Raw genomic sequence first — 22,277 nt, 5'->3', positions numbered from 1 at the left:
TCAACTCTTGGCAAGATCATATCTTGCCAAGAGTTGATCATCTCAAGATTCCATCAATATAATCAAAATAAATGAGATTATTAAATAGTTACTATAAAGCAACTTTAAAGTTTCTCTTGCTAACTGTATTTATATCATGTATAGCTGCATGTAGCAATGATGACTCTAACGGTGGAGACTCATCACAGTCAGGTGAAGCCTACTGGAAGATTTCCTCCACTGTAAAATCTGCATCCGGATCATCCGCCATAATCATCACAGGTACTCCTGGGACCATATGGAATGCAGAGATCACTGAGGGTACAACATGGTGTTCTTTCAGTAGCAATGATCTTACCTTATCCTCTAAATCCGGAGAAGTAAAAGACGGACTCAATGTTCTATACGTATATTATAATAGCAATACAAGTAAAGAACAGCGTGTAGCCAAGATTTCAATCCAGTTTGCAGATCAAGAAGCTAAAGTCTTTGATTTAGTACAATTGTCTGAATCGCAGCAGAACCTGCCGGCTTTCAAGTTGTGGGCTGAAGTACCAGACTTCAAAGAGAATGCAAATTATCAGTATGTAACTCATTATGCTCTTCTGAATGATAAAACAATACGTAATTATTCCATTTGTTTTGATAAGACAAAGAAAGCAGCTTTGTGGGTAGCATATCCGATACATACTGCATACCTCAAAGGATCAGGAGAACGTACAGACCGTTGGGCTTTCGATCCGATCATTCCCCAAAGTTATCAAGCCGATTGCACATTAAAATCCTACGGAGGTTCTTATGACCGCGGACATCAGCTTCCATCAGCCGACCGCTTGGGAACAGATGAGATGAATGCTCAAACTTTCTATATGTCAAACATGACTCCACAGCTTAATCGTCTGAATCAGGATATGTGGGCTAAACTTGAAACCAAAGTTCGGGCAAACAACTGTTCTGATACGTTGTATGTAGTTACCGGTGCATATTTTGGAGCAGGTGCAACCACCACTACAGATGGAGCAAAGAATACAGTTCCGGTTCCTACAAACTACTTCAAAGTACTTCTGCGTACGAAGAGTGGCAAAACAGGAAAGAACATCAAAGACTGTTCGGACAGTGAACTGATATCAATAGGATTTTGGGTAGACCATAAATCATATGGAAATATCGAGCCTCCTAAGTCTATTTGCACTTCTGTAGCAGATATTGAATCCAAAACAGGATTTACGTTCTTCCCACAAGTATCCAGTAGTGTAAAAAAACAAAATAATCCATCCCAATGGGGGATTAACTAATACGCTAGCTTATGAAAAAACTGTTATTAGTAACCGCGCTCTTTGCGCTGCTGATATCGTTCAGCTTTGCACAGAAACCGTATAAGGTTGTATTTTACAATCTTGAGAACTTCTTTGATACAATCAATGATCCGGAAGTTCACGATGATGAATTTACTCCTGAAGGTCCCAAGAAATGGAACTCAGCCAAGTACAACAAGAAACTGGCCAATACCGAACGGGTATTCTTTGACATCGCAGCTATCAACAAGGATTATCCGGTCATTATCGGTGTATCAGAAGTAGAAAACCGCAGTGTACTGGAAGATATTATCGCAACTCGCAAACTGGCTCCGGCAAACTATCGAATCTCACACTTCGATTCTCCTGAAGCCCGTGGTGTAGATGTAGCTTTTCTGTATCGTCCGGATGTGTTTAAGATAGAAGGAGAAAAAGCTGTGAGAACAGTCATCCCTTCACTTCCTGACTTCAAGACCCGTGATATCCTCACGTTATGGGGAACGATTGAAAACGAACCTTTCTTCTTTATGGTAGCACACTGGCCTTCACGTTTAGGAGGCAAAGAGGCTTCGGAGTTTAAACGCATTGCAGTTGGTCAACAGATGCGCAGCATTGCCGACTCCGTCATGAAGGCAAATCCTAATACAAAGGTCGTTATGATGGGGGACTTTAATGATGACCCGACTGACAAGAGTATTGCTCAAGGCTTGGGAGCTAAGTTCAAATTAAAGGATTTGAAAGAAGGCGACTTCTTCTCTCCTTATGCCGACATGCTCAAGGCAGGATACGGAACATTAGCTTATGGTGACGCCTGGAATATATTTGATAACATTGTCGTTTCTGAGAATTTAGCCAAAGGTTCGACCGGAAAACTTAAATTACAGCAAGCATCCGGTTCTAAATTCTACGGAAACATCTTCAAGCAACATTATATGGTGCAGAAAGAAGGACAATACAAAGGATATCCATTGCGCACTTATGTGGGTAACAATTTCCAAGGAGGATATAGTGACCACTTCCCCGTATATATCTATATAGGTAAATAAAAAAAATAAGTTTATATGAAAATCAGAACATTCCTATTCATGATGCTATCTTTGATGTCATTCACCGTTTTTGCACAAAACAATGGTGGTGTCAAAGGTAAAGTCGTTTCCCGTACAACACGTGCGGCTATAGACGGCGTAAAAGTGACATTAACTCCGGGAGATGTAACGACCAGAACCGATGAGTCGGGTAACTTCGTTATCGAGAATCTGGCAAAAGGAGAATACACTCTTACTTTCGAGGCAGCAGAGTTCGAACCATTGACTCTTGCAGTTCGTGTAGATAAGATGATCAGAGATATCAATAACGTAATCATGGTTCCCGACAATGTCGCTCCAACTATGGACGACGCAATCTTTGCCGAGTTTGATACAGAAACGCTGGACGATGCCCAGTCGCTTCCTTCATCACTGTCGGCTTCCAAAGATGTATTCAACAACATCGCTTCTTACAAATTCAGCGAGATGCGTTTCAATGTCCGCGGTTATGATTCACAATACTCAGACGTATATATGAACGGCATTCAGCTGAACGACGCAATGACAGGATACACTCCTTGGTCTTTGTGGAGCGGCTTGAATGATGCAACCCGTAACCAGGAAATCACATCTGCGCTGAACATGGGCGACATGGGCATTGGCGGTATCGCAGGTACAACAAACATCAATACCCGCCCTTCACAGATGCGTAAAGGACTTCGTGCCAGCGTAGTGAACGGTAACTCCATGTATCGCTTCCGCGGTATGCTGACTTATGCATCCGGTATACAGGATAATGGCTGGTCGTATGCTTTCTCCGTATCGACTCGCCAGGGAGGAAACTCGTATGTAGACGGTGTGTATTACAATGCTTTCGGATATTTTGCTGCTGTGGAAAAGCAATTCAATTCGCAACACCGACTGGCATTAAGCATCTTGGGTGCTCCTACAGAGCGTGGCGCACAACAGGCTTCTACTCAGGAAGCTTATGACTTGGTAGGCAACAACTACTACAACCCGAACTGGGGCTGGCTGAACGGCAAGCGTGTCAATGCACGTGTGCGTAGCTACCATGAACCTATCACCATGCTGAACTATACATTCGACATCAATGACCGTTCGCAATTGAACGTTGCAACTTCTCTGCGTTTCGGACAGAACGGTTATTCTGCCCTAACCTGGTATGGCGGTCCCGACCCACGTCCTGACTACTACCGTTATTTACCCAGTTTCTACGACAACACTTATGTCGGAGCGCAATTGTATGAAGCATGGATGGGAAATACGAACAACATCCGCCATATCAACTGGGACAACTTGTATCATATCAACCAAAGCCAGGAGGAAAATCCGACTTATGGAGCCGGTCATCGTGCCATCAACATGATTGAAGAACGCCATGCAGACCAACTGGACTGGAACCTCTATACACAATTCTCTCATCTCTTCCGTGATAACTCTAAAATCAACGGTGGTTTGAACTTCCGCCGTAACCGTACGGAATATTATAGCGAAGTGAAAGACTTGCTGGGCGGCGACTACTGGGTAGACGTAGATAAGTTTGCCGAACGTGACATGGGTGGTATGAATCCTGTTCTTTACCAGAACAACATGGAATACTATGAAAAGCATGGTCATGCACAAGCAGTAAAGAAGGGAGATAAATATAGCTACGACTATTACGGTAACATAATCAATGCGCGTGCCTGGGCACAATACAGCAAGAGTTTCGGTAATCTCGGAGTTAATCTGGGTGGAGAACTCGGGCATACTACTTTATGGCGTCATGGTATCTGGAAGAAGGGGTTGTTCCTTGACAATTCTCAGGGAGATTCCAAGAAGCAGAATTACCTGACTTATAAGTTGAAAGCTAACTTCAGCTACAAGTTCTCTGCCGCTCATTCTATTGACGCCAACATCATTTATATGCAGGATGCTCCCGCTTTCCAGGCTTCATTTGTTTCACCTCGTACTCGTAACTCTGCGACTCCGGGCATTTCAAGTGAAAAGGTATTCGGTATAGATGCTTCTTACAACTTGCGTTGGGGAGATGTTAAAGCACGTATCTCCGGATACTATACGAAATTTATGGATCAGTCTAAAGTCCTTTCTTATTATGATGACGTAGAAGCTACCTTCTCTAACTTTGCCATGAGCGGTATTAACAAACGTCATTTCGGACTTGAAGCTGCGGCTTCCGTACCCATCTACGCAGGACTTTCTCTGAATGCAGCTATCAGCTGGGGACAATTCACTTATGACAACAATCCGGATTATGTACAGATTCAGGACAATAGTGGAGAAATTAAAAATCAAGGTAAAGTATACTGGAAGAACTTCCGTGTAGAAAGCACTCCGCAGACTGCACTGAACGTAGGCTTGTCATATCGTGGTCCTAAAAACATATTTGCGTCATTAGATATGAACTACTATGATAACATGTACTTATCAATGAGTCCGCTCTATCGTACAGATGCCGTATTAACACCGGGAATGACTACAGAAGACATTGCAACCTTGCGTAATCAGGAGAAATTCAACTCAGCTTGTGTATTTAATGCAAGTGTTGGCAAGAACTGGTACATCAACCGTGCCTATACTCTTGGCTTCAGCTTAGAAGTGAAGAACCTGCTCAACAACCAGAACATCAAGACCGGCGGTTATGAACAAGTTCGTCTGCTGAAGAACAAAGACGAGAGCTATCAGACTTACCAACCGTTTGATTCGAAATATTTCTATATGTTCGGTACAACGTATTACATGAACATTTATTTCCGTTTCTAAGGATATCATAAGTAAAAAGAACAGTTATGAACAAAATATTTAAATTATTTATGCTTGCGGCAGTAGTGCTCGGTTTCAGCAGCTGCTACAACGAATTCGAAGAGCCTGCTCCCGCCAAAGTCTGGACGAAAGCAGACTTCGCAGATAGCAAACTCATCTCTATCAAGGACTTTAAGCAACTTTTCTATGACAAATATGGAAACGGTGCTTCCAGCCTTGGCAAAACGTTGGAAGTCACAGAAGATTATGTCATCAGTGGAAAAGTAATCTCAAGCGACCAAGCCGGTAATGTATACAAATCAGTATACATCTATGATGAATCATCCGAATCGGCAATCGAACTGAAACTGATGGTTAGCAACTATGTTTATTTTCACGTAGGACAAACTCTCTTTGTCAAGACCAAAGGATTGGCTATCGGAAGCTATCGCTATATGTTAAGTGTAGGCGGAATGCCAACAGCTGAAGATATCGCAAAGGGTTATGCAAACCGTAATCTCGAAAACACTTTATTTGTTGATCAACATGTGTTCAAAGGTGAGCTCGGCAGTCTGACAGAAGATGATACATTAGTTATCAACTCAAGCAATTATAAAACAGCATTGAATGATGATGCACTTGGCCGTTTGGTACGCTTCGAAGGATTGACTTACACAGAAGGTTCATTCGACGGAGACAAATATCCTCAATACCTGGAAACGACTTATCCGAATGGTTCAACTACTGCGGTATACGAGAATAAATATTATTCAGAAGAAGGATTGACTCCGACCTATGCTTACAGTTATGGAGGCAATCGTTATTATGGATCTTCATTGTTCAACTATGAGAATGCCACGACTACAAGTGGGAACTATATCCTGCGCGTCAGCGGATATTCCAACTTCGCCCTCCAACCTCTGCCCACAAATGGGGCTAAAGGTAACATTACTGCTATTTACACTAAATATTCTTCCAAAAGTGGAGGATACATTAAATATCAGTTATTGGTTAACAGTATGAACGATATTGATTTCTAAATAAACTCATTAAAAAAGGCATCTGTTTCTCAGATGCCTTTTTTAATGAGTTTATTTACAGATTTCATTACGCCTGTTCTTTCTGAAAATTATAAAGCAAAGCATACCATTGTATTCAATTAGTGCGAATAGCTACTTTCTCAGAAAACAAAATATAATGGAGTATTTTCATATAGCAACCACTATACGAACTCAAATAAAATAGAAGAACAACAGCAGCACAAGATTTACTCCAATCACCGTTCCGAATCCTCCCAGAATCCAGGGGCGTAACTTACTGCCTTTCCCTGCAAAAAACAAAGCATAAAACATATTCACCAGGATATTACTGATAATAGCCTGCATACTGCATGCCACAACAATCAGCACAGCAACACTTCCCGTATTCTGCAACAGGTTCAGTATAAAAGGTGTAATATCGCTAAGTCCGGACACAAAAGAGAGCAGATTCAATCCGCCTGTACCCGCATAAACCAACGTATAATGTGTCAAAACGGTAAATATCACGAAGAGAGTGGCAAAAATCAGGGCTACCTTAAACTCAAGCGGGTTACTGCTGTCCTCCTCTTCCGAGTCAGCCGACAGGTCTTTGGAACGTCGCTGACGGGAATGGATGAACCACGCGACAACAGCAGCTACCACAGACATTATCAACAGATAAGGATAGATAGACATAAAAATCTCTCTGCTAAAGATCAGAATCAATATCATAAAGCGCAGAAACATCATGCTGACTGCAAGCAACATGGCAGCTACATACTCGTTCGCCTCCTGCGCAGAAGCTTTTCGGCTCTTGCGCGCCAGTACCGAAATGGTAGCGGTACTGCTATACAGTCCGCCGATAATACCGGAAACCAACACTCCCGATTCATGAAACACATATCGCTTTAACAAGTAGGATAGATAGGAGATACCCGATACGACGACCGTCGCCAGCCAGATAGAATAAGGAGTAAGGTTGATATCAGGAATCAGATTCTTATGCGGCAGCATAGGCAGTATGATGCCACTGATAGCCAGGAACTTTGCCAGCGTAATCATCTCATCATTCTTCATCCGCTGGGCAAACTCCGTAAAGGTATGTTTGAGCTCTGTCAATAAAAGTACCGTCACAACCACCATCACATAGAACCAGGAAGGCTGGGTAGACACGATAGGGGCCAAACAATAAGTTATCAGCGCAATGATAATGGTCGTCACGCCAAAAACGTGAAACTGGGATTGCTTGACGTAATAATTCAAACCCAGCAACAGACCGAGCACAGCACCGCCACCCATAAACAGGCGCATATCTGCAGGATCGAGTATATAGAGCAGATAGCCTAAAATACCAATGAAAGTAAATGTACGGTCAGTCCCGAAAAGCGTTGTTTCTCCTTCACGCTTCAGGCTAATGCGACGCTGAGACAGTCCGATAAGTAAAGAAAATAGGGTAACCAAGATGAAAGTAACCAGTTCTCTCGGTAAATAATTATACAACTGTTCCATACATTGTTCTTTTAATACTAAAAACAAATATACGGCTTATTTGTTAACATTCACCACGTTTGATACGGCTTTTTCATCAAATGAGAGTTATAGTAGCGTATATCTCCGGTTACTTCCTCACCGATAAACTCCGGTTTCACAAAAGCCTCATCTTCTGACTCCAGCTCCACTTCGGCCACAATAAGCCCTTCGTTCTCGCCATAGAACTCATCAATCTCGAAAACATGATTGCCACAACGAACCAGATAACGGGTTTTATCAATCATGCCCGGTTCGCAAAGCTTCATCAGTTCCTCGGCTTCCGACAGGGGAAGTTCCTTTTCCCATTCATAACGGCTGGTTCCCGATGCATTAGAGGCCCCTTTGATCGTGAGATAACCTTTATCGTCACGAATACGTACCCGCACCGTCCGTCCGCGGGCGCTGCATATATATCCCTGCACTATTCGGCTTTGGGCAAATGCAAAGGGTTTGAAATCACCGGTAACTAAAAATTTACGTTCTATTTCTTGTGCCATGGCACAAAAGTAAACATAAAAATCAGAATCTCGTCATAAACTCAATGACGATTTTATCTCGCTCCGACTCTTTGGGAACACCGGATTTCTTATAGAAGTACTTTTCGAAATTCAACCGGAGATCGGCAATAAAGGCTTTGGAAAGGCTCAGCGTGATACCTCCTGTCACCCGATGACGGGCATAGTCGTTTATCTTCAGAGCGCCTGTCTCGCTATCCGCCAGACCATTGCTATGATCCGTCATCATATCATAACGGGCCAGAAAAGAAACCTTATTGAATACTTTCTTCAACGGCAAGTCGTAATTCACAAAGCTGTTGACCGCATGAACATTCTTAAATGCTTCGTGTCCATACATCTTATACAAATACTCCGCTTCGACATGGAAATTACGATTCTGATAGTAGATACCTGCATCATACATATTAATACGTGTATGCTCCGGCTTTATCATTTGGGTGCTGAGAGTCAGATTCCAGTTTTTATTAGGCAGCAACTGGGCTTTTATCGAATAATTCAGGGTCTTATGCCACTCCTTCTGATTGGTCAGTCCGGAACCATTGAACAACCCTCCTTCAAGGATAAAAGGAAAACCTTCCTTTTGCGTATAGCAACCGGTGAAACCGACATCACGCACATTGCCCACCTGCTTGGCTATAAACGAACGATTGGCAAAATACTGCTGATGAGGCGAACGATGGGCGTCTATCGTGAAAGGCACACGCATCTGACCAAGCGTAAAATTCAGGTTTTTGACAGGAAACACACGGGTATACGCATCGAGCATCTTGATGGAGCCTTCATCGGACAAGTCGATTTCCGCCTTATAAGCAACGATAGGATGTACATTTCCCGAAACACTGAAACGGGCATTGCGCACTTCAAAACGACTTTCATTTGTTTCTGTCTGGAACTCATATTTCCCCCGGATCGTTCCATGAATTTCGGGCAGATAATCTTTCAGTTCCATAGTCTGCTTATTCAGTTGTTTGCCATCCCCGGCATCTTCTTTGGCCTGTCCATAGGCTGCTGTCGCCAGTAAAAAGATAGCGACGGTTGTTGTGATTCTACTCATTCGGTTACTTGCTACTTAATTCGCGGCAAAGGTACGACGTGCAGAATACGGAGAGATTACAATAGAAATACAGTGAAATTACAGAAAGATTACAATACTGTTACGCGAATGACAAAGGTATTACAAAAAAAGAATTCACCACGGACTACCCTGGTCAGCATGGACATTCACCGTCGAGAGATCAACGTTTACTGTCTCCATCCATGCAAAACTGCGTAACCTGTGGTGAATCAATCAGCCGAAAAAGGAATATGCGATCAGCATAATCAGTGCCAGAATAATCAGTGAAACAAATACTATCTTGACTACCCGCTGGGCCTGTTCCTCCTCTTTCTTACTATGTGCTACTTTTCTCTTACTTTTACCCATAATGCTAGCTTTAAAGTTCAACGCTAACAAAGTAAAAACAAATCTTTTAACTTTCCAAAAATAACACTCGCTAATTTTTGTTTTTATGATTCCTGCGATGAAAATTCCATCAGATAAGCTTTGATGAAATCATCTATCTTGCCATCCATCACTCCGTTCACGTCCGAAGTCTGATAGTTGGTACGATGGTCTTTCACACGACGGTCATCAAATACATAACTACGTATCTGCGATCCCCATTCGATTTTCTTCTTACCGGCTTCTACTTTCGCCTGTTCCGCCATGCGATGCTGCAATTCTTTATCATACAAGATAGAGCGCAACTGACGCATTGCATTCTCGCGGTTCTTCGGCTGGTCACGAGTCTCGGTATTCTCGATAAGGATTTCCTCTTCTTCTCCCGTATAAGGGTCTTTGTACTGATAGCGCAGACGAACGCCGGATTCCACCTTATTGACGTTCTGACCACCGGCACCACCGCTTCGGAATGTATCCCATGAAATGCAGGCGGGCAAGATATTCACTTCGATACTGTCGTCCACCAGCGGAGTGACGAACACGGAAGCAAACGAAGTCATGCGTTTTCCCTGCGCATTGTACGGAGAAACACGTACCAGGCGGTGAACGCCGTTCTCTCCTTTCAGATAACCGTAAGCAAAATCTCCTTCAATATTGATGGTACAGGTTTTGATTCCTGCCTCATCCCCTTCCTGAAGGTTGGCGATAGTAGCCTTATAACCGTTCGTTTCGGCATAGCGCAGATACATACGCATCAGCATTGATGCCCAGTCCTGACTTTCTGTACCACCTGCACCGGAGTTGATTTTCAACACACATGCCATCTGGTCGGCCTCATCACGCAGCATATTCTTGAGTTCGAGTGCTTCTACCGCTTCACTGGCTTTCGCATAAGCCGCGTCCACATCTCCCTCGGTCACTAATTCTTCTTTATAAAAATCAAATGACAGTTCCAGTTCATCTGCCAGCGTCTTGACTTCGTTATAGTCATCAATCCACTTTTGCAGGTCTTTCACCAGTTTCATCTGGGCTTCTGCCTTCTTCTGGTCATCCCAGAATCCCGGTGCCTGAGTTCTTAATTGTTCTTCTTCGACTTGAATTTTCTTCCCGTCGATGTCAAAGATACCTCCTCAGCGCATCAGTGCGCTCTTTCACGTCTTTAAGTTGTTCAATAGTAATCATGTGATTTACAATTTTATCATTTACAATTTACAAATTTCTATTTTCGGTGCAAAGGTAAGAAAAATTCCGCTACCTTTGTTTCTGTCACTAAAATGTTGTCACATTATGAACAAACTACTGAAACTTTCATGCTTATCACTTTTCCTCGCATTAGTGATCTGCAGTTGTAGCTCACCACAGAAGTATAGCTACGAGACAGTGCCTAATGACCCGCTAAAAGCCCGCATCTACACACTGGACAACGGATTAAAAGTTTATCTCACAGTTAACAAGGAGACCCCGCGCATTCAGACATTCATTGCCGTACGGGTGGGCGGAAAGAACGACCCGGCAGAAACGACCGGACTTGCACACTATTTTGAGCACTTGATGTTCAAGGGTACGGACAAATACGGCACACAGGATTATGCCACAGAAAAGCCGCTATTGGACCAGATAGAACAACAGTTTGAGATATACCGCAAAACAACGGATGAAGCGGAACGCAAGGCAATCTACCACACCATCGACAGCCTTTCTTACGAAGCGTCCAAATACGCTATTCCTAACGAATATGACAAACTGATGGCTGCTATCGGCTCTACCGGCAGCAATGCCTATACGTGGTATGACCAAACTGTCTATCAGGAAGATATCCCTTCCAATCAGATAGAAAACTGGGCTAAGATTCAGGCAGACCGCTTCGAGAATAACGTCATACGCGGTTTCCACACAGAGCTGGAAGCAGTGTACGAAGAAAAAAACATGTCTCTCACCCGGGATAACAGTAAAGTACAGGAGGCTATCTTCTCCTCACTCTTCCCCAAACATCCTTACGGCACACAGACCGTACTGGGAACGCAAGAGAACCTGAAGAACCCTTCTATCACCAATATCAAGAACTACTATAAACAATGGTATGTTCCCAACAACATGGCAATCTGTATGTCAGGAGATTTGGACCCGGATGAAACAATTGCCATGATCGACAAGTATTTCGGTAGCTTAAAGCCTAATCCGGAACTTCCGAAACTGGACTTGCCGAAAGAAGATCCTATCACAGCACCCATCGTGAAAGAAGTGTTAGGTCCGGATGCCGAAAGCGTAGCATTGGCATGGAGATTCCCCGGTGCATCCAGCAAAGACTTTGAAATCCTGCAAGTTGTCTCACAGGTATTGTACAACGGGCAGGCAGGACTCATCGACCTGAATCTGAACCAGCAGCAGAAAGTACTGAACAGCTACGGCTATCCGATGGGACTGGCTGATTATTCGGCACTGATACTAGGCGGACAGCCCAAGCAGGGACAGACACTGGAGGAAGTGAAAGACCTGTTGCTGAGTGAAATCAAGAAACTCCGTACCGGAGAATTTGACGAAAAGATGCTGCAAGCCAACATCAACAACTTCAAGCTCAACGAACTGCAAAGCATGGAAAGCAATGAAGGACGTGCCGATATGTTTGTCAACTCCTTCATTGACGGCACAAACTGGGAAGACGAAGTAACCGCCATCGACCGCATGGCCAAACTGACCAAAGAGGATATCGCAGCATTTGCCAACCAATATCTGAAGGAAGATAATTATGCTGTGATCTATAAGAAGCAAGGCAAAGACCCGAACGAGAAGAAAATGACGAAACCGGAAATTACTCCTATCGTGTCCAACCGGGATGTGACAAGTCCTTTCCTTACCTCTATACAGGAGAGTGTAGTAAAACCAATCGAACCCGTATTTCTTGACTTCAAGAAGGATATGAGCCAGCTGACCGCCAAGTCCGATATTCCGGTACTTTACAAGCAGAACGTTGCCAACGACCTCTTCCAGCTCATCTACGTATTCGATATGGGCAATAACAACGACAAGGCACTGGGAACTGCTTTCGACTACCTCGAATATCTGGGGACTTCTGACATGACACCGGAAGAACTGAAAAGCGAGTTTTATCGTCTGGCTTGTACTTTCTACGTTTCCCCGGGCAACGAACGTACTTATGTAGTACTCTCCGGCCTGAATGAGAATATGCCTGCCGCTATGCAGCTATTCGAAAAATTACTTGCAGACGCACAAGTGAACAAGGAAGCTTACGAAAATCTGGTCGAAGATATTCTGAAAGCTCGTACAGATGCCAAACTGAACCAGGGAAAGAACTTCTCCCGCCTGATGAACTACGCAATGTACGGTCCGCAGTCTCCTGCCACCAACGTGCTGACAGAAGCCGAACTCATCAGCATGAATCCACAGGAACTGGTAGACCGGATTCATAATCAGAACAACTACAAACACCGCATCCTGTATTACGGGCCTAGCAGCAGCAAAGACCTGTTGGCCACCATCGACCAATATCACCAGGTACCGGCTGCTCTGAAAGATATTCCTGCAGGAAACGAATATCCTTATCTTGAAACTCCGACAACCAAAGTACTGATAGCTCCTTATGAAGCCAAGCAGATATACATGGCGCAAATTTCCAATCTCGATAAGAAATATGATCCGGCTATCGAACCTACCCGCGAATTATATAATGAATATTTCGGAGGCGGCATGAATTCTATCGTCTTCCAGGAAATGCGTGAGACACGCGGACTGGCTTATTCCGCATGGGCCGGCATGTTGCCGCCAAACTATCTGAAGTATCCATACACGATACGTACCCAGATTGCAACGCAAAATGACAAGATGATTGATGCTGTCAATACGTTTAACGATATTATCAATAATATGCCGGAGTCCGAAGCAGCCTTCAAACTGGCCAAAGAAGGACTGATCAACCGTATGCGTACCGACCGCATTATCAAAAGCGATATTATCTGGACTTACATCAATGCACAGGATCTGGGACAGAATGTAGACCCTCGCATCAAACTCTACAATGACGTGCAGACGATGACATTGAAAGATATCGTTGATTTTCAGAAGGAATGGGTGAAAGGACGCACGTATGTATACTGTATCTTAGGAGATAAGAAAGACCTTGATATGAACAAGCTGAAGGCAGTAGGTCCGATTGAAGAACTTACTCAGCAACAAATCTTCGGTTACTGAAAAACGATGTACTTGTATCGGCCGGCCGATACATAAAAAAGAAACGGTGAACAGCCTGCGGAATGCGGCCTGTTCACCGTTTATCATTGATCATCTGTCGTTACTCTTCGTACATCTTCTCGATCAGTTCCTTGTAATTCTCAGCAACCACTGATCGTTTCAACTTCAACGTATTCGTCAACTCTCCACGTTCCATACTGAAAGGTTCGGGAAGCAATGTAAAACGTTTGATCTGTTCGTAATGAGCGAACTGTTGCTGCAAGGTCTCTATCCGGGCACGGAACAAACCGATAATTTTAGGATGCTGCAGCAAGTCAGCCATATCTTTGTATTCAATGCCTTTCTCCTTCGCATAGTCCTTGACAAACCCGTACACCGGCACAATCAAGGCAGAAACGAACTTGCGCTGATCTGCGATAATAGCGATCTGATCGATATAGCGGTCAATAACCAGTTTGGTTTCCAGCGCCTGCGGGGCAATATACTTTCCGTTAGATGTCTTGAACAAGTCCTTGATACGTTCTGTAAGGAAAAGCTGTCCGTTCTTGAAATAACCGGCATCTCCCGTATGGAACCAGCCGTCAGCATCAATAGCGGCAGCCGTAGCTTCCGCTTTCTTATAATATCCTTTGGTGATGCTTTTTCCACGAAGCAGAATTTCATTATCTTCATTAATCTTCACTTCCAGTCCCGGTAATACCACCCCTACCGAACCGATGTCATACCCTACCGGCAAAGTACATGACACTGTAGCCGTAGACTCTGTCAGTCCATAGCCGACCACCATATTGATTCCTACAGAATGAACAAATTCATTGATTTCATCGGGCACGGCAGCACCTGCTGTCGGGAAGAAGTTACCATTCTCGATGCCGATCGTCTTCTTCAGCAAAGAATAAATGGTCTTTTCGTAGAACTTATATTTAAGCTGGTTCATCACCGGAGGAGTCTTTCCCTGACGGAGATAATCCAGATTATGGATTCTGCCGACCTTAATCGCATCCAGCATCAATGCCTTCTTCAATCCTGTCGTTTCACTGATCTTTTCCTGTACACCGGCGTATACCTTCTCCCAGAAACGGGGAACGCTGCACATCAGTGTCGGACGGATTTCTTTAATGGTAGTCTGAATATCTGCCGGACGGAGATTGATACATATCTGCACTCCCTTGTGAATACAGAGATAGCTCCATGCTTTCTCGAACACATGTGTCAACGGGAGGAAGTTCATAGAAACATCCTTGTCGGTCATTGTCGTCAGGCGTTCGTCATGCGTATGGAATTGCTCCAGATAGCAAGAATGGTGCAGCATCACACCTTTAGGTTCCCCCGTCGTACCGGAAGTATAAAGGATGTTAGCCAGATCATCGTAAGAAGCACGTGCGGTACGTTCTTCTACCACCTCATTATGCGGCAACCCTTCGCCCATTGCCATAAACTCATCAAAATAGATGGAAGAGACATCACGCGGGTCCTTTACTACCGAACGGTCGAAAATAATCAGTTGTTGCAACGAAGAGCAAAAGCCGAAGATGCTGAATGCAGAATCATACTGATACTGTTCGCCAACAAAAAGATATCGGATTTGCGCATCGTTGATAATGTATTGTGCCTGTGCGGGCGAACTCGTTGCATAGAACGGAATAGTAACCCCGCGATTGGCAAATGCACCGAAATCGACATAGAACCATTCAGGCTTATTCTGTGAAAAAATACCGATATTCTCTTGTTCCTCCACTCCTAGTGCTACGAAAGCATTAGCAGCCTGCCGTACAGTTCCGGAGAATTGATTCCAGGTTATTGGAATCCATTGTGCTGTCTCGTAGTCGCGGTATTTCAAGGCTACCTTGTCGCCATACTTTTCAGCCTGACGATGGACCAAGACAGATAAATGATGATAAGTCATACTCTTTGTATTGATAAATATGGTACAAAGGTATTAGTTTTATTTGAAACTATTGCGCAAAACGAGTATCTTTGTGCAAATATTAAGCTCTAAATTAACAAGTTTGTATATGAAATACGATATTCCAACCATGACAGCCGAAGCTGTAAGCCTGTTGAAATCACTAATCAGCATTCCGTCCATCAGTCGGGAAGAGACGCAAGCAGCTGATTTCCTGCAAAATTATATCGAAGCCGAAGGGATGCAAACCGGACGCAAGGGAAACAATGTCTGGTGCCTCAGCCCTATGTTCGATCTTAAAAAGCCGACCATCCTTCTCAATTCTCATATCGACACGGTGAAACCTGTAAACGGCTGGCGCAAAGACCCTTTCACGCCCCGCGAGGAAAACGGAAAATTGTACGGACTGGGCAGTAACGATGCCGGAGCCAGTGTTGTTTCGCTCTTACAGGTGTTCCTGCAACTATGTCGCACTTCTCAAAATTACAATCTCATCTATCTGGCTTCCTGCGAAGAAGAAGTTTCGGGCAAGGACGGAATTGAAAGTGTATTGCCGGGCTTGCCTCCTGTCTCTTTTGCCATTGTAGGCGAACCAACAGAAATGCAGCCTGCCATTGCCGAAAAGGGATTGATGGTATTGGATGTAACTGCGACAGGCAAAGCCGGACACGCTGCACGCAATGAAGGAGATAATGCCATTTATAAAGTATTGGATGACATCGCCTGGTTCCGCGATTATCGTTTCGAGAAGGAATCGCCCTTGCTCGGACCGGTAAAAATGAGCGTTACGGTCATCAATGCAGGCACTCAGCACAATGTGGTTCCCGATAAATGTACGTTTGTTGTTGATATCCGAAGCAACGAACTTTACTCTAACGAAGATCTGTTTGCTGAAATCAAGAAACATATTTCCTGCGATGCGAAAGCCCGTTCGTTCCGCCTCAACTCTTCACGGATTGACGAAAAACATCCGTTCGTACAGAAAGCAGTGAAAATGGGACGCGTTCCTTTCGGCTCCCCGACTTTATCTGACCAGGCATTAATGTCCTTTGCGTCGGTAAAGATCGGTCCGGGACGTTCTTCACGCTCACATACAGCCGAGGAGTATATTATGCTGAAAGAGATAGAAGAGGCTATCGGACTTTATTTAGAATTATTAGACGGGCTAGAACTCTAGTCCGTCTTGGTTTCACCACTCGTCGAGTAGGAAGTCTGCTATGTGACGGTGTTTAACCCCCTCAATGTTATCCTGCCACAATTCATCCATACTAACCACATATTTGGGATAATGATCATCAATTGCCAGCAAGGGTGCAAATTCACGATCAATGGTTGCTTGTGAACCTAGTTGATAAGTAACCTGTATATAAACTTTTTCTTCACGCCTAATGGCTACAAAATCAACTTCTTTTTCATCCTGCTTGCCTACGTATACTTCGTATCCACGACGTTTCAATTCCATACAGACCAGATTTTCAAGCATTCCCCCTATTAATCTATCCCGATATCCCATTACGGAATAGATGAGCGAAAGATCACTTACAAAATACTTTTCATTAGTTTGCAATATTTCTTTACCTTTGATATCATAACGTGGAATACGCTGTATCACAAAAGCATTATTTAAAGCATCCAAATAATTGTAAATCGTATTGATATCCACTTTTCGTTGCTGACTTTTAAAATAGTCGGCAATATTCTTGGCATTCAATTTATTCCCGATATTATCAAAAACAAACTTTACTATCCTTTCGAGCATTTCTACATTACGGATTCCATGTCGCTGCACAGTATCACGCAGAATGACAGAAGAATAAATATCATACACTATTTTGTAAATAGCGTTATAATCATAGTTTGCTGTATGAATAGCCGGAAATCCTCCCATGCGAAGGTATTTCAGAAATTCCGCTTTACGGTCGGATGCAGAAATTGCCAAAGGAACATTATGGAATAACAGATATTCCCTAAAAGACAAAGTCATTATATGAAAAGCAACATATCTTCCTGCTAAATATGTGGAGAACTCAGAAGACAGTAAACGTGAATTGGAACCAGTCACATAAATGTCAGCATCCAAGTCTACCAAGAATGCATTTACCGCCTTCTCCCAATCTGTAACTTCCTGAATCTCATCCAGAAGAATATAATATTTTCCCGAAACTTTCGTAACTTCCCGAATATAAGTATACAGTGCCTTCGCCTCCTTCACATCCATCCACTCAAAGCTTTCAAAGTTCATATAAATAATATGATCTTCAGATACTCCCCTTCGTAAAAGTTCCTCACGGATTAAACGCAACACGACAGACTTGCCACAACGACGGATACCAGTGATCACTTTCACAAATGGTTTATCAATAAAAGGAGTGATTTGCTCCATATAAAGTTCACGATTAATCATACATCCGAAGTTTTTAGGGTTATAGACACAAATATAAATAATTAATCGGAAGTTTTTAGGGTTATACCCCTAAAAACTTCCGATTTCGAACATCTTTTATGGTTATAGACGGAAACAAGAATGGCATTTATGCAAAGAAAAACTCCTTCTGTATCTTTATCCAGGTTAAAAAATTTAGCCACCATCATAATAATGGTAGCTAAATCAAAGAAAAACAACCAGTTTCAATGGTCTATTCAATCCATCCCGGATTTACAAAGAACATAGAGAAAAAAAGTTTACCCGATTCATATTATACATCAAATCAGACATTTCCGTGCGATCCACTATTGCTCGTTTTGTTAAGATACTGTTTCCATATCAAAAAGGCAATTATGCCTAACAGATTAAATAACAAAACCAAAATGACCCATAGATATTTATATGGTTTAGTAAGTTGATGACTTTTCAACACTACCAATATCCCAATCAACAAAATCAAAACATAAGCAATTTCAAAAAACATTGGAGACATAATCATAATTTTTATTTTCAATAATCATTAATATGCAGAAACTGTAACACTTCCCTTTCCCGCACTCTTATCGTATGTCCCTGAAGAATTAATAACATAAGAAAGGTTAAAGCCAACAACCTGAGTTATAGTTGCCTTAATTTTCCCCGTACTATTAAATGATATAGCATTTCCTGATACATAGCCACTCGCATAAGATTGAGAATACGTATAAATTGATAATCCTGTTATATCTGTCATTACTGTTACATTTTTATTATCTTCGATCAAAGTTACACTAAACCATGTAAGATTCCAAATCCAATCACTGAATGAATAAATTTCACTACGTGTTTTAGCAAGCGGCACACTAGGTTTCTGCTCTTTAGTAGAATAAAACATACAGCCATTTTCTTCTTTATCCTTATACATCTTTAATTCAACAGGGTGTTCTCTAAGTTGTTTTATATCACGAAACAATTCTTCTATTTCTTCTAATGACATCTCATTTTCAGTTTTTTCTGAAGGATTAATCTCAAAAAAATCGACGTTTACATCATATTTTTCAGCTAATGATGCAATCTTTGTTTTAACTTCTTCCTTCTTAACTTCTGAATTAGCATCAAACTCTTCATTTGTACATGCAATCATTACTACCATAGTAACAACTAAATAAAATAAACTTTTCATATTCATAATGTTTTTATTTAAAATAATAAATCAACTATATCATATTGCTCCTAATATACCTTCTAAAAGACATCAAGATTCTAATTATTCCTTTTCCAACAACCTGATAAAATATGCACCTACTACAGTACGCCCCGTAAATCCTACTATGGTTTTCCCATCCGTATTTATCAAATCAGCCATTGGTGTGCGATCTGTCGTCTCATTCATAAACTTATAAAGCGGCAACATAAGTTTACGGAATCGCATACGGTCAGCACTCAACGAAGCAGACCATACTGTCCAATCCACTTTCGCGTAACTATGTCTGCTATCCAACGGACATCCAAATTCATTCATTTTAGTAAGATAGAAATCCGTCTCTTTCTGAATGACTCTCTCTGGGAAAAGATTCAAGCCAAGCAGCCTGTCCCATATCAGATTATACTTCATCCCCCAACTATCCGGCTGATCAAAAGCCAAGCGATAATGATCACCTGCATAAGCAGCCTTTTCCCATTCTTTCGTCATCTCATGGGCAGCATCCATATACTTCTCCGCTTCTTCTTTCTTGTTCAACATTTCCGCCAGACGTGCGTATGCTGCAATACCTAAAATACCTTTTGCAGACAAGTTAGTATGATGGGGACAGTTTCCTGCGAAATTATCCGTAGTAAGCTGATCACCGGTATCTGTTCCATTTTCCAATAAATACTCAGCCCATTGAGTCAATGTCTTCCAATGTTTCTCCGCATACGAAGCATTCTTCTCCATTTTAGCAATAGCAGCAGTCATTATCAAGCCGTTTCCTGCTTCTTCCACAGGCATATCACCGCCTATCGTCTGTCCGTTTACAGCAGGATATCCGCCTAAGTCATGCGGAGGAAACGGCTTTCCCCATTTTCCGCTTTCACTGTAGTAGAAAAATGGATTAAGCATCGCTTTTACCAAATCAGGATTATAACGGAGATAAAGTGGCGAAGCCGGATAATACTCATCCACAGGCCCCACCTGTGGAGTAAAATAAAGTAACTCACCTTCCGAATCTTCAGACATTTGGAAAGCGGAAACAGACTGACGATAAGCTAAAGCACAAAGTTCGGCATATTCTTTTCCTCCGGCGAGGTAAGCATCTGCCATCAATTGACGGTCAAATGCATAACATTTTGCCATCACTTCTTTATAGTCCTCCTCCGCGTCCGCATACAAATCTTCTATGCTTGTTTTTCCATCTTTATTCCAATAAGGTCTCAGATCCTCTCCAAAATAAGCCATTGTATACAGTCCGTCGAAAGCAGCAGTGAGATGCTGCGGAAAATCACCATCCACATCCAGTTTCTGTGCAAAGGCGGCATATCGTTTTTCGGCAGACTTTCTCATCTGTTTCAGATCTCCCTCTTTCATAAAATATGCCCTCATTTCGGCTGCATCTCCCTGTGCACAGGTTACATCATCCTTTGTTCCCAAATAGAAATATCCCCACGATCGTCCGCCTTTTTCTTGATCTACCCACAATTTCTGATTCTCTTGTCCTGTCTTCATAAGAGACAGTCCATCCTTTTCATACATTTGGGTAGACTGTCCGGCACGAAATGCCTTATGTGGATCTATCTCAAAATAGACAGCAACATCATGCTCCTTACCATCCAACGCCTTAGCCTGATAAGAGATATAATTGACGGGACGGGCAAGCGTCTCCAGATCATCCAACAGGTAAGGAGCAGTAAAGCTAAGTTTCAGTTCCACATCCCCACATTCAAACGTATAATGTGTCTGGGTTGCCTGCACATCAACAGACGTTTGTTCAGCTTCTTTCAATTCTGCATATAGTCCGAAATCAACCAATGCACCTCCCATACGGTTTTCGCAATGAGCAGCAATCACGGCTTTCCCATCTTTCATTGTTTCCGCTATGGAATCCGGAATATTCACCCTAAGATCACTTTTCCATTCATATCCCGTGCTGACCAACTGCATTCCATTCACATACAATTGAAATACATCATCATGTGAATAGCGCAAATACAGTTGCTTGTTTTTCGCCAATGCCGGGTCGAATGTCAATTCGCGTCTCACCCATATATTAGGTGAGAACCAGGGAGTATTCACATTCCGCTGATCATCCGTACCGAAGGCTGCCTGTCCTTCTGTCCATGTTGAATCGTCAAACTCTTTGGCTTCCCAATTTTCCTGAGGTTGCTCCATGGTATATCTCCCCGTCCACTCTTTTTCATAAGAGATGGGAGCTACCCTTTCCACAGGCATAGCCGGTTCCTCGGCAAAGAGTCCGAAGTCTACCAATCCTCCTCCCACACGATTCTCACAATGAGCGGCAATCAACGCTTTTCCACTTTTCATTGTTTGCAGAATAGAGTCCGGAACTTCCACTTTAAAGTTTGCTCCCCAGTCATATCCGGTATTTACCAATTGCTTCCCATTAATGTACAATTGGAATACATCATCATGAGAATAGCGCAAATAGATCTTCTTATGTTCCAAAAGATACGGATCAACTTCAACCTCTCTTCGTACCCAAATATTAGAAGAAGTCCATTGTGTTCTTGCTTCCCACATACCAGGCGTACCAAATGCCCCTTCTGACAATTGCCAGTACTTATCATCAAAGTCCGGCTGCTCCCATCCTTCATCAGGTACTAATGAAGTGAACTTTCCTTCCCACTTTTCGTGATCAAGCGCCATCGGAGCGATGGCTTGCATCGGCAGTTCTTTATTACCCATAAAACGATACATAGCACCGTCTACCCGTAAGAAGCCAACAAAAGGAAGTTGTGTGCTGCCGCCAAAAGTCATATTCTGTTTGTTCAGTTCATCCGTCATAGACCAAAGTTTCATATGCGGATGCAAGGTTAATAACGGATAAGCAGGCGCACGAAGGTCACTTTTTGTAGTTTCATCAGAGTAAGGAGTGCTTTTGCAAGCTGCCAATACCGTTATTAGCAGGCAAATGAATGCTTTATTCATTAGTGTTTTATAAATTCTCATTTTCCAAATAATCATTATTAACTACA

The 22,277-nt window shown here is 42.7% G+C and carries 15 protein-coding genes; 6 read left to right on the top strand and 9 right to left on the bottom strand.

Features of this window, described 5'->3' with window-relative positions; genetic code table 11:
- Positions 1–71: 71 nt before the first annotated feature.
- From K6V30_RS06285 to K6V30_RS06270, 4 genes are read left to right on the top strand one after another with little or no spacing between them, the layout of a single operon-like run.
- A complete protein-coding gene (locus K6V30_RS06285) occupies positions 72–1,274 on the top strand; it encodes a DNA/RNA non-specific endonuclease (RefSeq protein WP_055269054.1) in 1,203 nt (400 codons plus the stop codon).
- Between the two features lie 11 nt (positions 1,275–1,285).
- Entirely contained in the window at positions 1,286–2,320 is a 1,035-nt protein-coding gene (locus K6V30_RS06280; protein ID WP_055269053.1) for an endonuclease/exonuclease/phosphatase family protein, read from the top strand.
- Positions 2,321–2,335: 15 nt separating this feature from the next.
- Entirely contained in the window at positions 2,336–5,083 is a 2,748-nt protein-coding gene (locus K6V30_RS06275) for a TonB-dependent receptor (protein WP_055269052.1), read from the top strand.
- Positions 5,084–5,109: 26 nt separating this feature from the next.
- Complete coding sequence (locus K6V30_RS06270; protein ID WP_055269051.1) at positions 5,110–6,102, top strand: DUF5689 domain-containing protein; 993 nt, start codon at positions 5,110–5,112, stop codon at positions 6,100–6,102.
- Positions 6,103–6,294: 192 nt separating this feature from the next.
- On the opposite strand, the gene K6V30_RS06265 is transcribed toward K6V30_RS06270, so the two are convergent.
- The 5 genes from K6V30_RS06265 to prfB form a co-directional block, all read right to left on the bottom strand.
- Positions 6,295–7,590: an MgtC/SapB family protein gene (locus tag K6V30_RS06265; RefSeq protein ID WP_010536263.1), complete on the bottom strand. Its 1,296-nt coding sequence runs from the start codon at positions 7,588–7,590 to the stop codon at positions 6,295–6,297.
- Between the two features lie 50 nt (positions 7,591–7,640).
- Positions 7,641–8,108, bottom strand: a complete 468-nt coding sequence (locus tag K6V30_RS06260; protein ID WP_010536262.1) for a CYTH domain-containing protein — start codon at positions 8,106–8,108, stop codon at positions 7,641–7,643.
- Positions 8,109–8,130: 22 nt separating this feature from the next.
- On the bottom strand, positions 8,131–9,183 hold the full coding sequence (locus tag K6V30_RS06255; protein WP_022301379.1) for a porin: 1,053 nt from the start codon (positions 9,181–9,183) through the stop codon (positions 8,131–8,133).
- Positions 9,184–9,417: 234 nt separating this feature from the next.
- The gene (locus K6V30_RS25185) at positions 9,418–9,552 is read right to left on the bottom strand and encodes a hypothetical protein (protein WP_010536260.1); all 135 of its coding nucleotides are present in this window, start codon (positions 9,550–9,552) and stop codon (positions 9,418–9,420) included.
- Between the two features lie 83 nt (positions 9,553–9,635).
- A protein-coding gene (prfB, locus tag K6V30_RS06250; protein WP_162533273.1) for a peptide chain release factor 2 occupies positions 9,636–10,752 on the bottom strand; the annotation gives its coding sequence in 2 pieces (ribosomal slippage) (positions 9,636–10,688 and positions 10,690–10,752; 1,116 coding nt in all).
- Between the two features lie 105 nt (positions 10,753–10,857).
- Between prfB and K6V30_RS06245 the strand changes: the two genes are divergently transcribed.
- Complete coding sequence (locus tag K6V30_RS06245) at positions 10,858–13,776, top strand: M16 family metallopeptidase (protein WP_022301382.1); 2,919 nt, start codon at positions 10,858–10,860, stop codon at positions 13,774–13,776.
- Positions 13,777–13,876: 100 nt separating this feature from the next.
- Here the strand turns inward: K6V30_RS06245 and K6V30_RS06240 are convergent, their stop codons facing one another.
- Positions 13,877–15,682: an AMP-dependent synthetase/ligase gene (locus K6V30_RS06240; protein WP_010536257.1), complete on the bottom strand. Its 1,806-nt coding sequence runs from the start codon at positions 15,680–15,682 to the stop codon at positions 13,877–13,879.
- A gap of 109 nt (positions 15,683–15,791) precedes the next feature.
- On the opposite strand from K6V30_RS06240, the gene K6V30_RS06235 reads away from it, so the two are divergent.
- Positions 15,792–16,859 (top strand): M20 family metallo-hydrolase, encoded by a 1,068-nt coding sequence (locus tag K6V30_RS06235; protein WP_055269050.1) that lies wholly within the window; start codon positions 15,792–15,794, stop codon positions 16,857–16,859.
- A gap of 12 nt (positions 16,860–16,871) precedes the next feature.
- Here the strand turns inward: K6V30_RS06235 and K6V30_RS06230 are convergent, their stop codons facing one another.
- The 3 genes from K6V30_RS06230 to K6V30_RS06220 all read right to left on the bottom strand — a co-directional run bounded on the left by K6V30_RS06230 (position 16,872) and on the right by K6V30_RS06220 (position 22,251).
- The gene (locus K6V30_RS06230) at positions 16,872–18,086 is read right to left on the bottom strand and encodes an ATP-binding protein (RefSeq protein WP_055269049.1); all 1,215 of its coding nucleotides are present in this window, start codon (positions 18,084–18,086) and stop codon (positions 16,872–16,874) included.
- Between the two features lie 541 nt (positions 18,087–18,627).
- Positions 18,628–19,269: a hypothetical protein gene (locus tag K6V30_RS06225; RefSeq protein ID WP_022301384.1), complete on the bottom strand. Its 642-nt coding sequence runs from the start codon at positions 19,267–19,269 to the stop codon at positions 18,628–18,630.
- Between the two features lie 84 nt (positions 19,270–19,353).
- On the bottom strand, positions 19,354–22,251 hold the full coding sequence (locus K6V30_RS06220) for a glutaminase family protein (RefSeq protein WP_055269165.1): 2,898 nt from the start codon (positions 22,249–22,251) through the stop codon (positions 19,354–19,356).
- Positions 22,252–22,277 lie beyond the last annotated feature (26 nt).

The organism is Bacteroides faecis, assembly GCF_020091505.1.
Lineage (GTDB): Bacteria > Bacteroidota > Bacteroidia > Bacteroidales > Bacteroidaceae > Bacteroides > Bacteroides faecis.
This window is presented reverse-complemented; position numbering and strand designations above follow the sequence as displayed.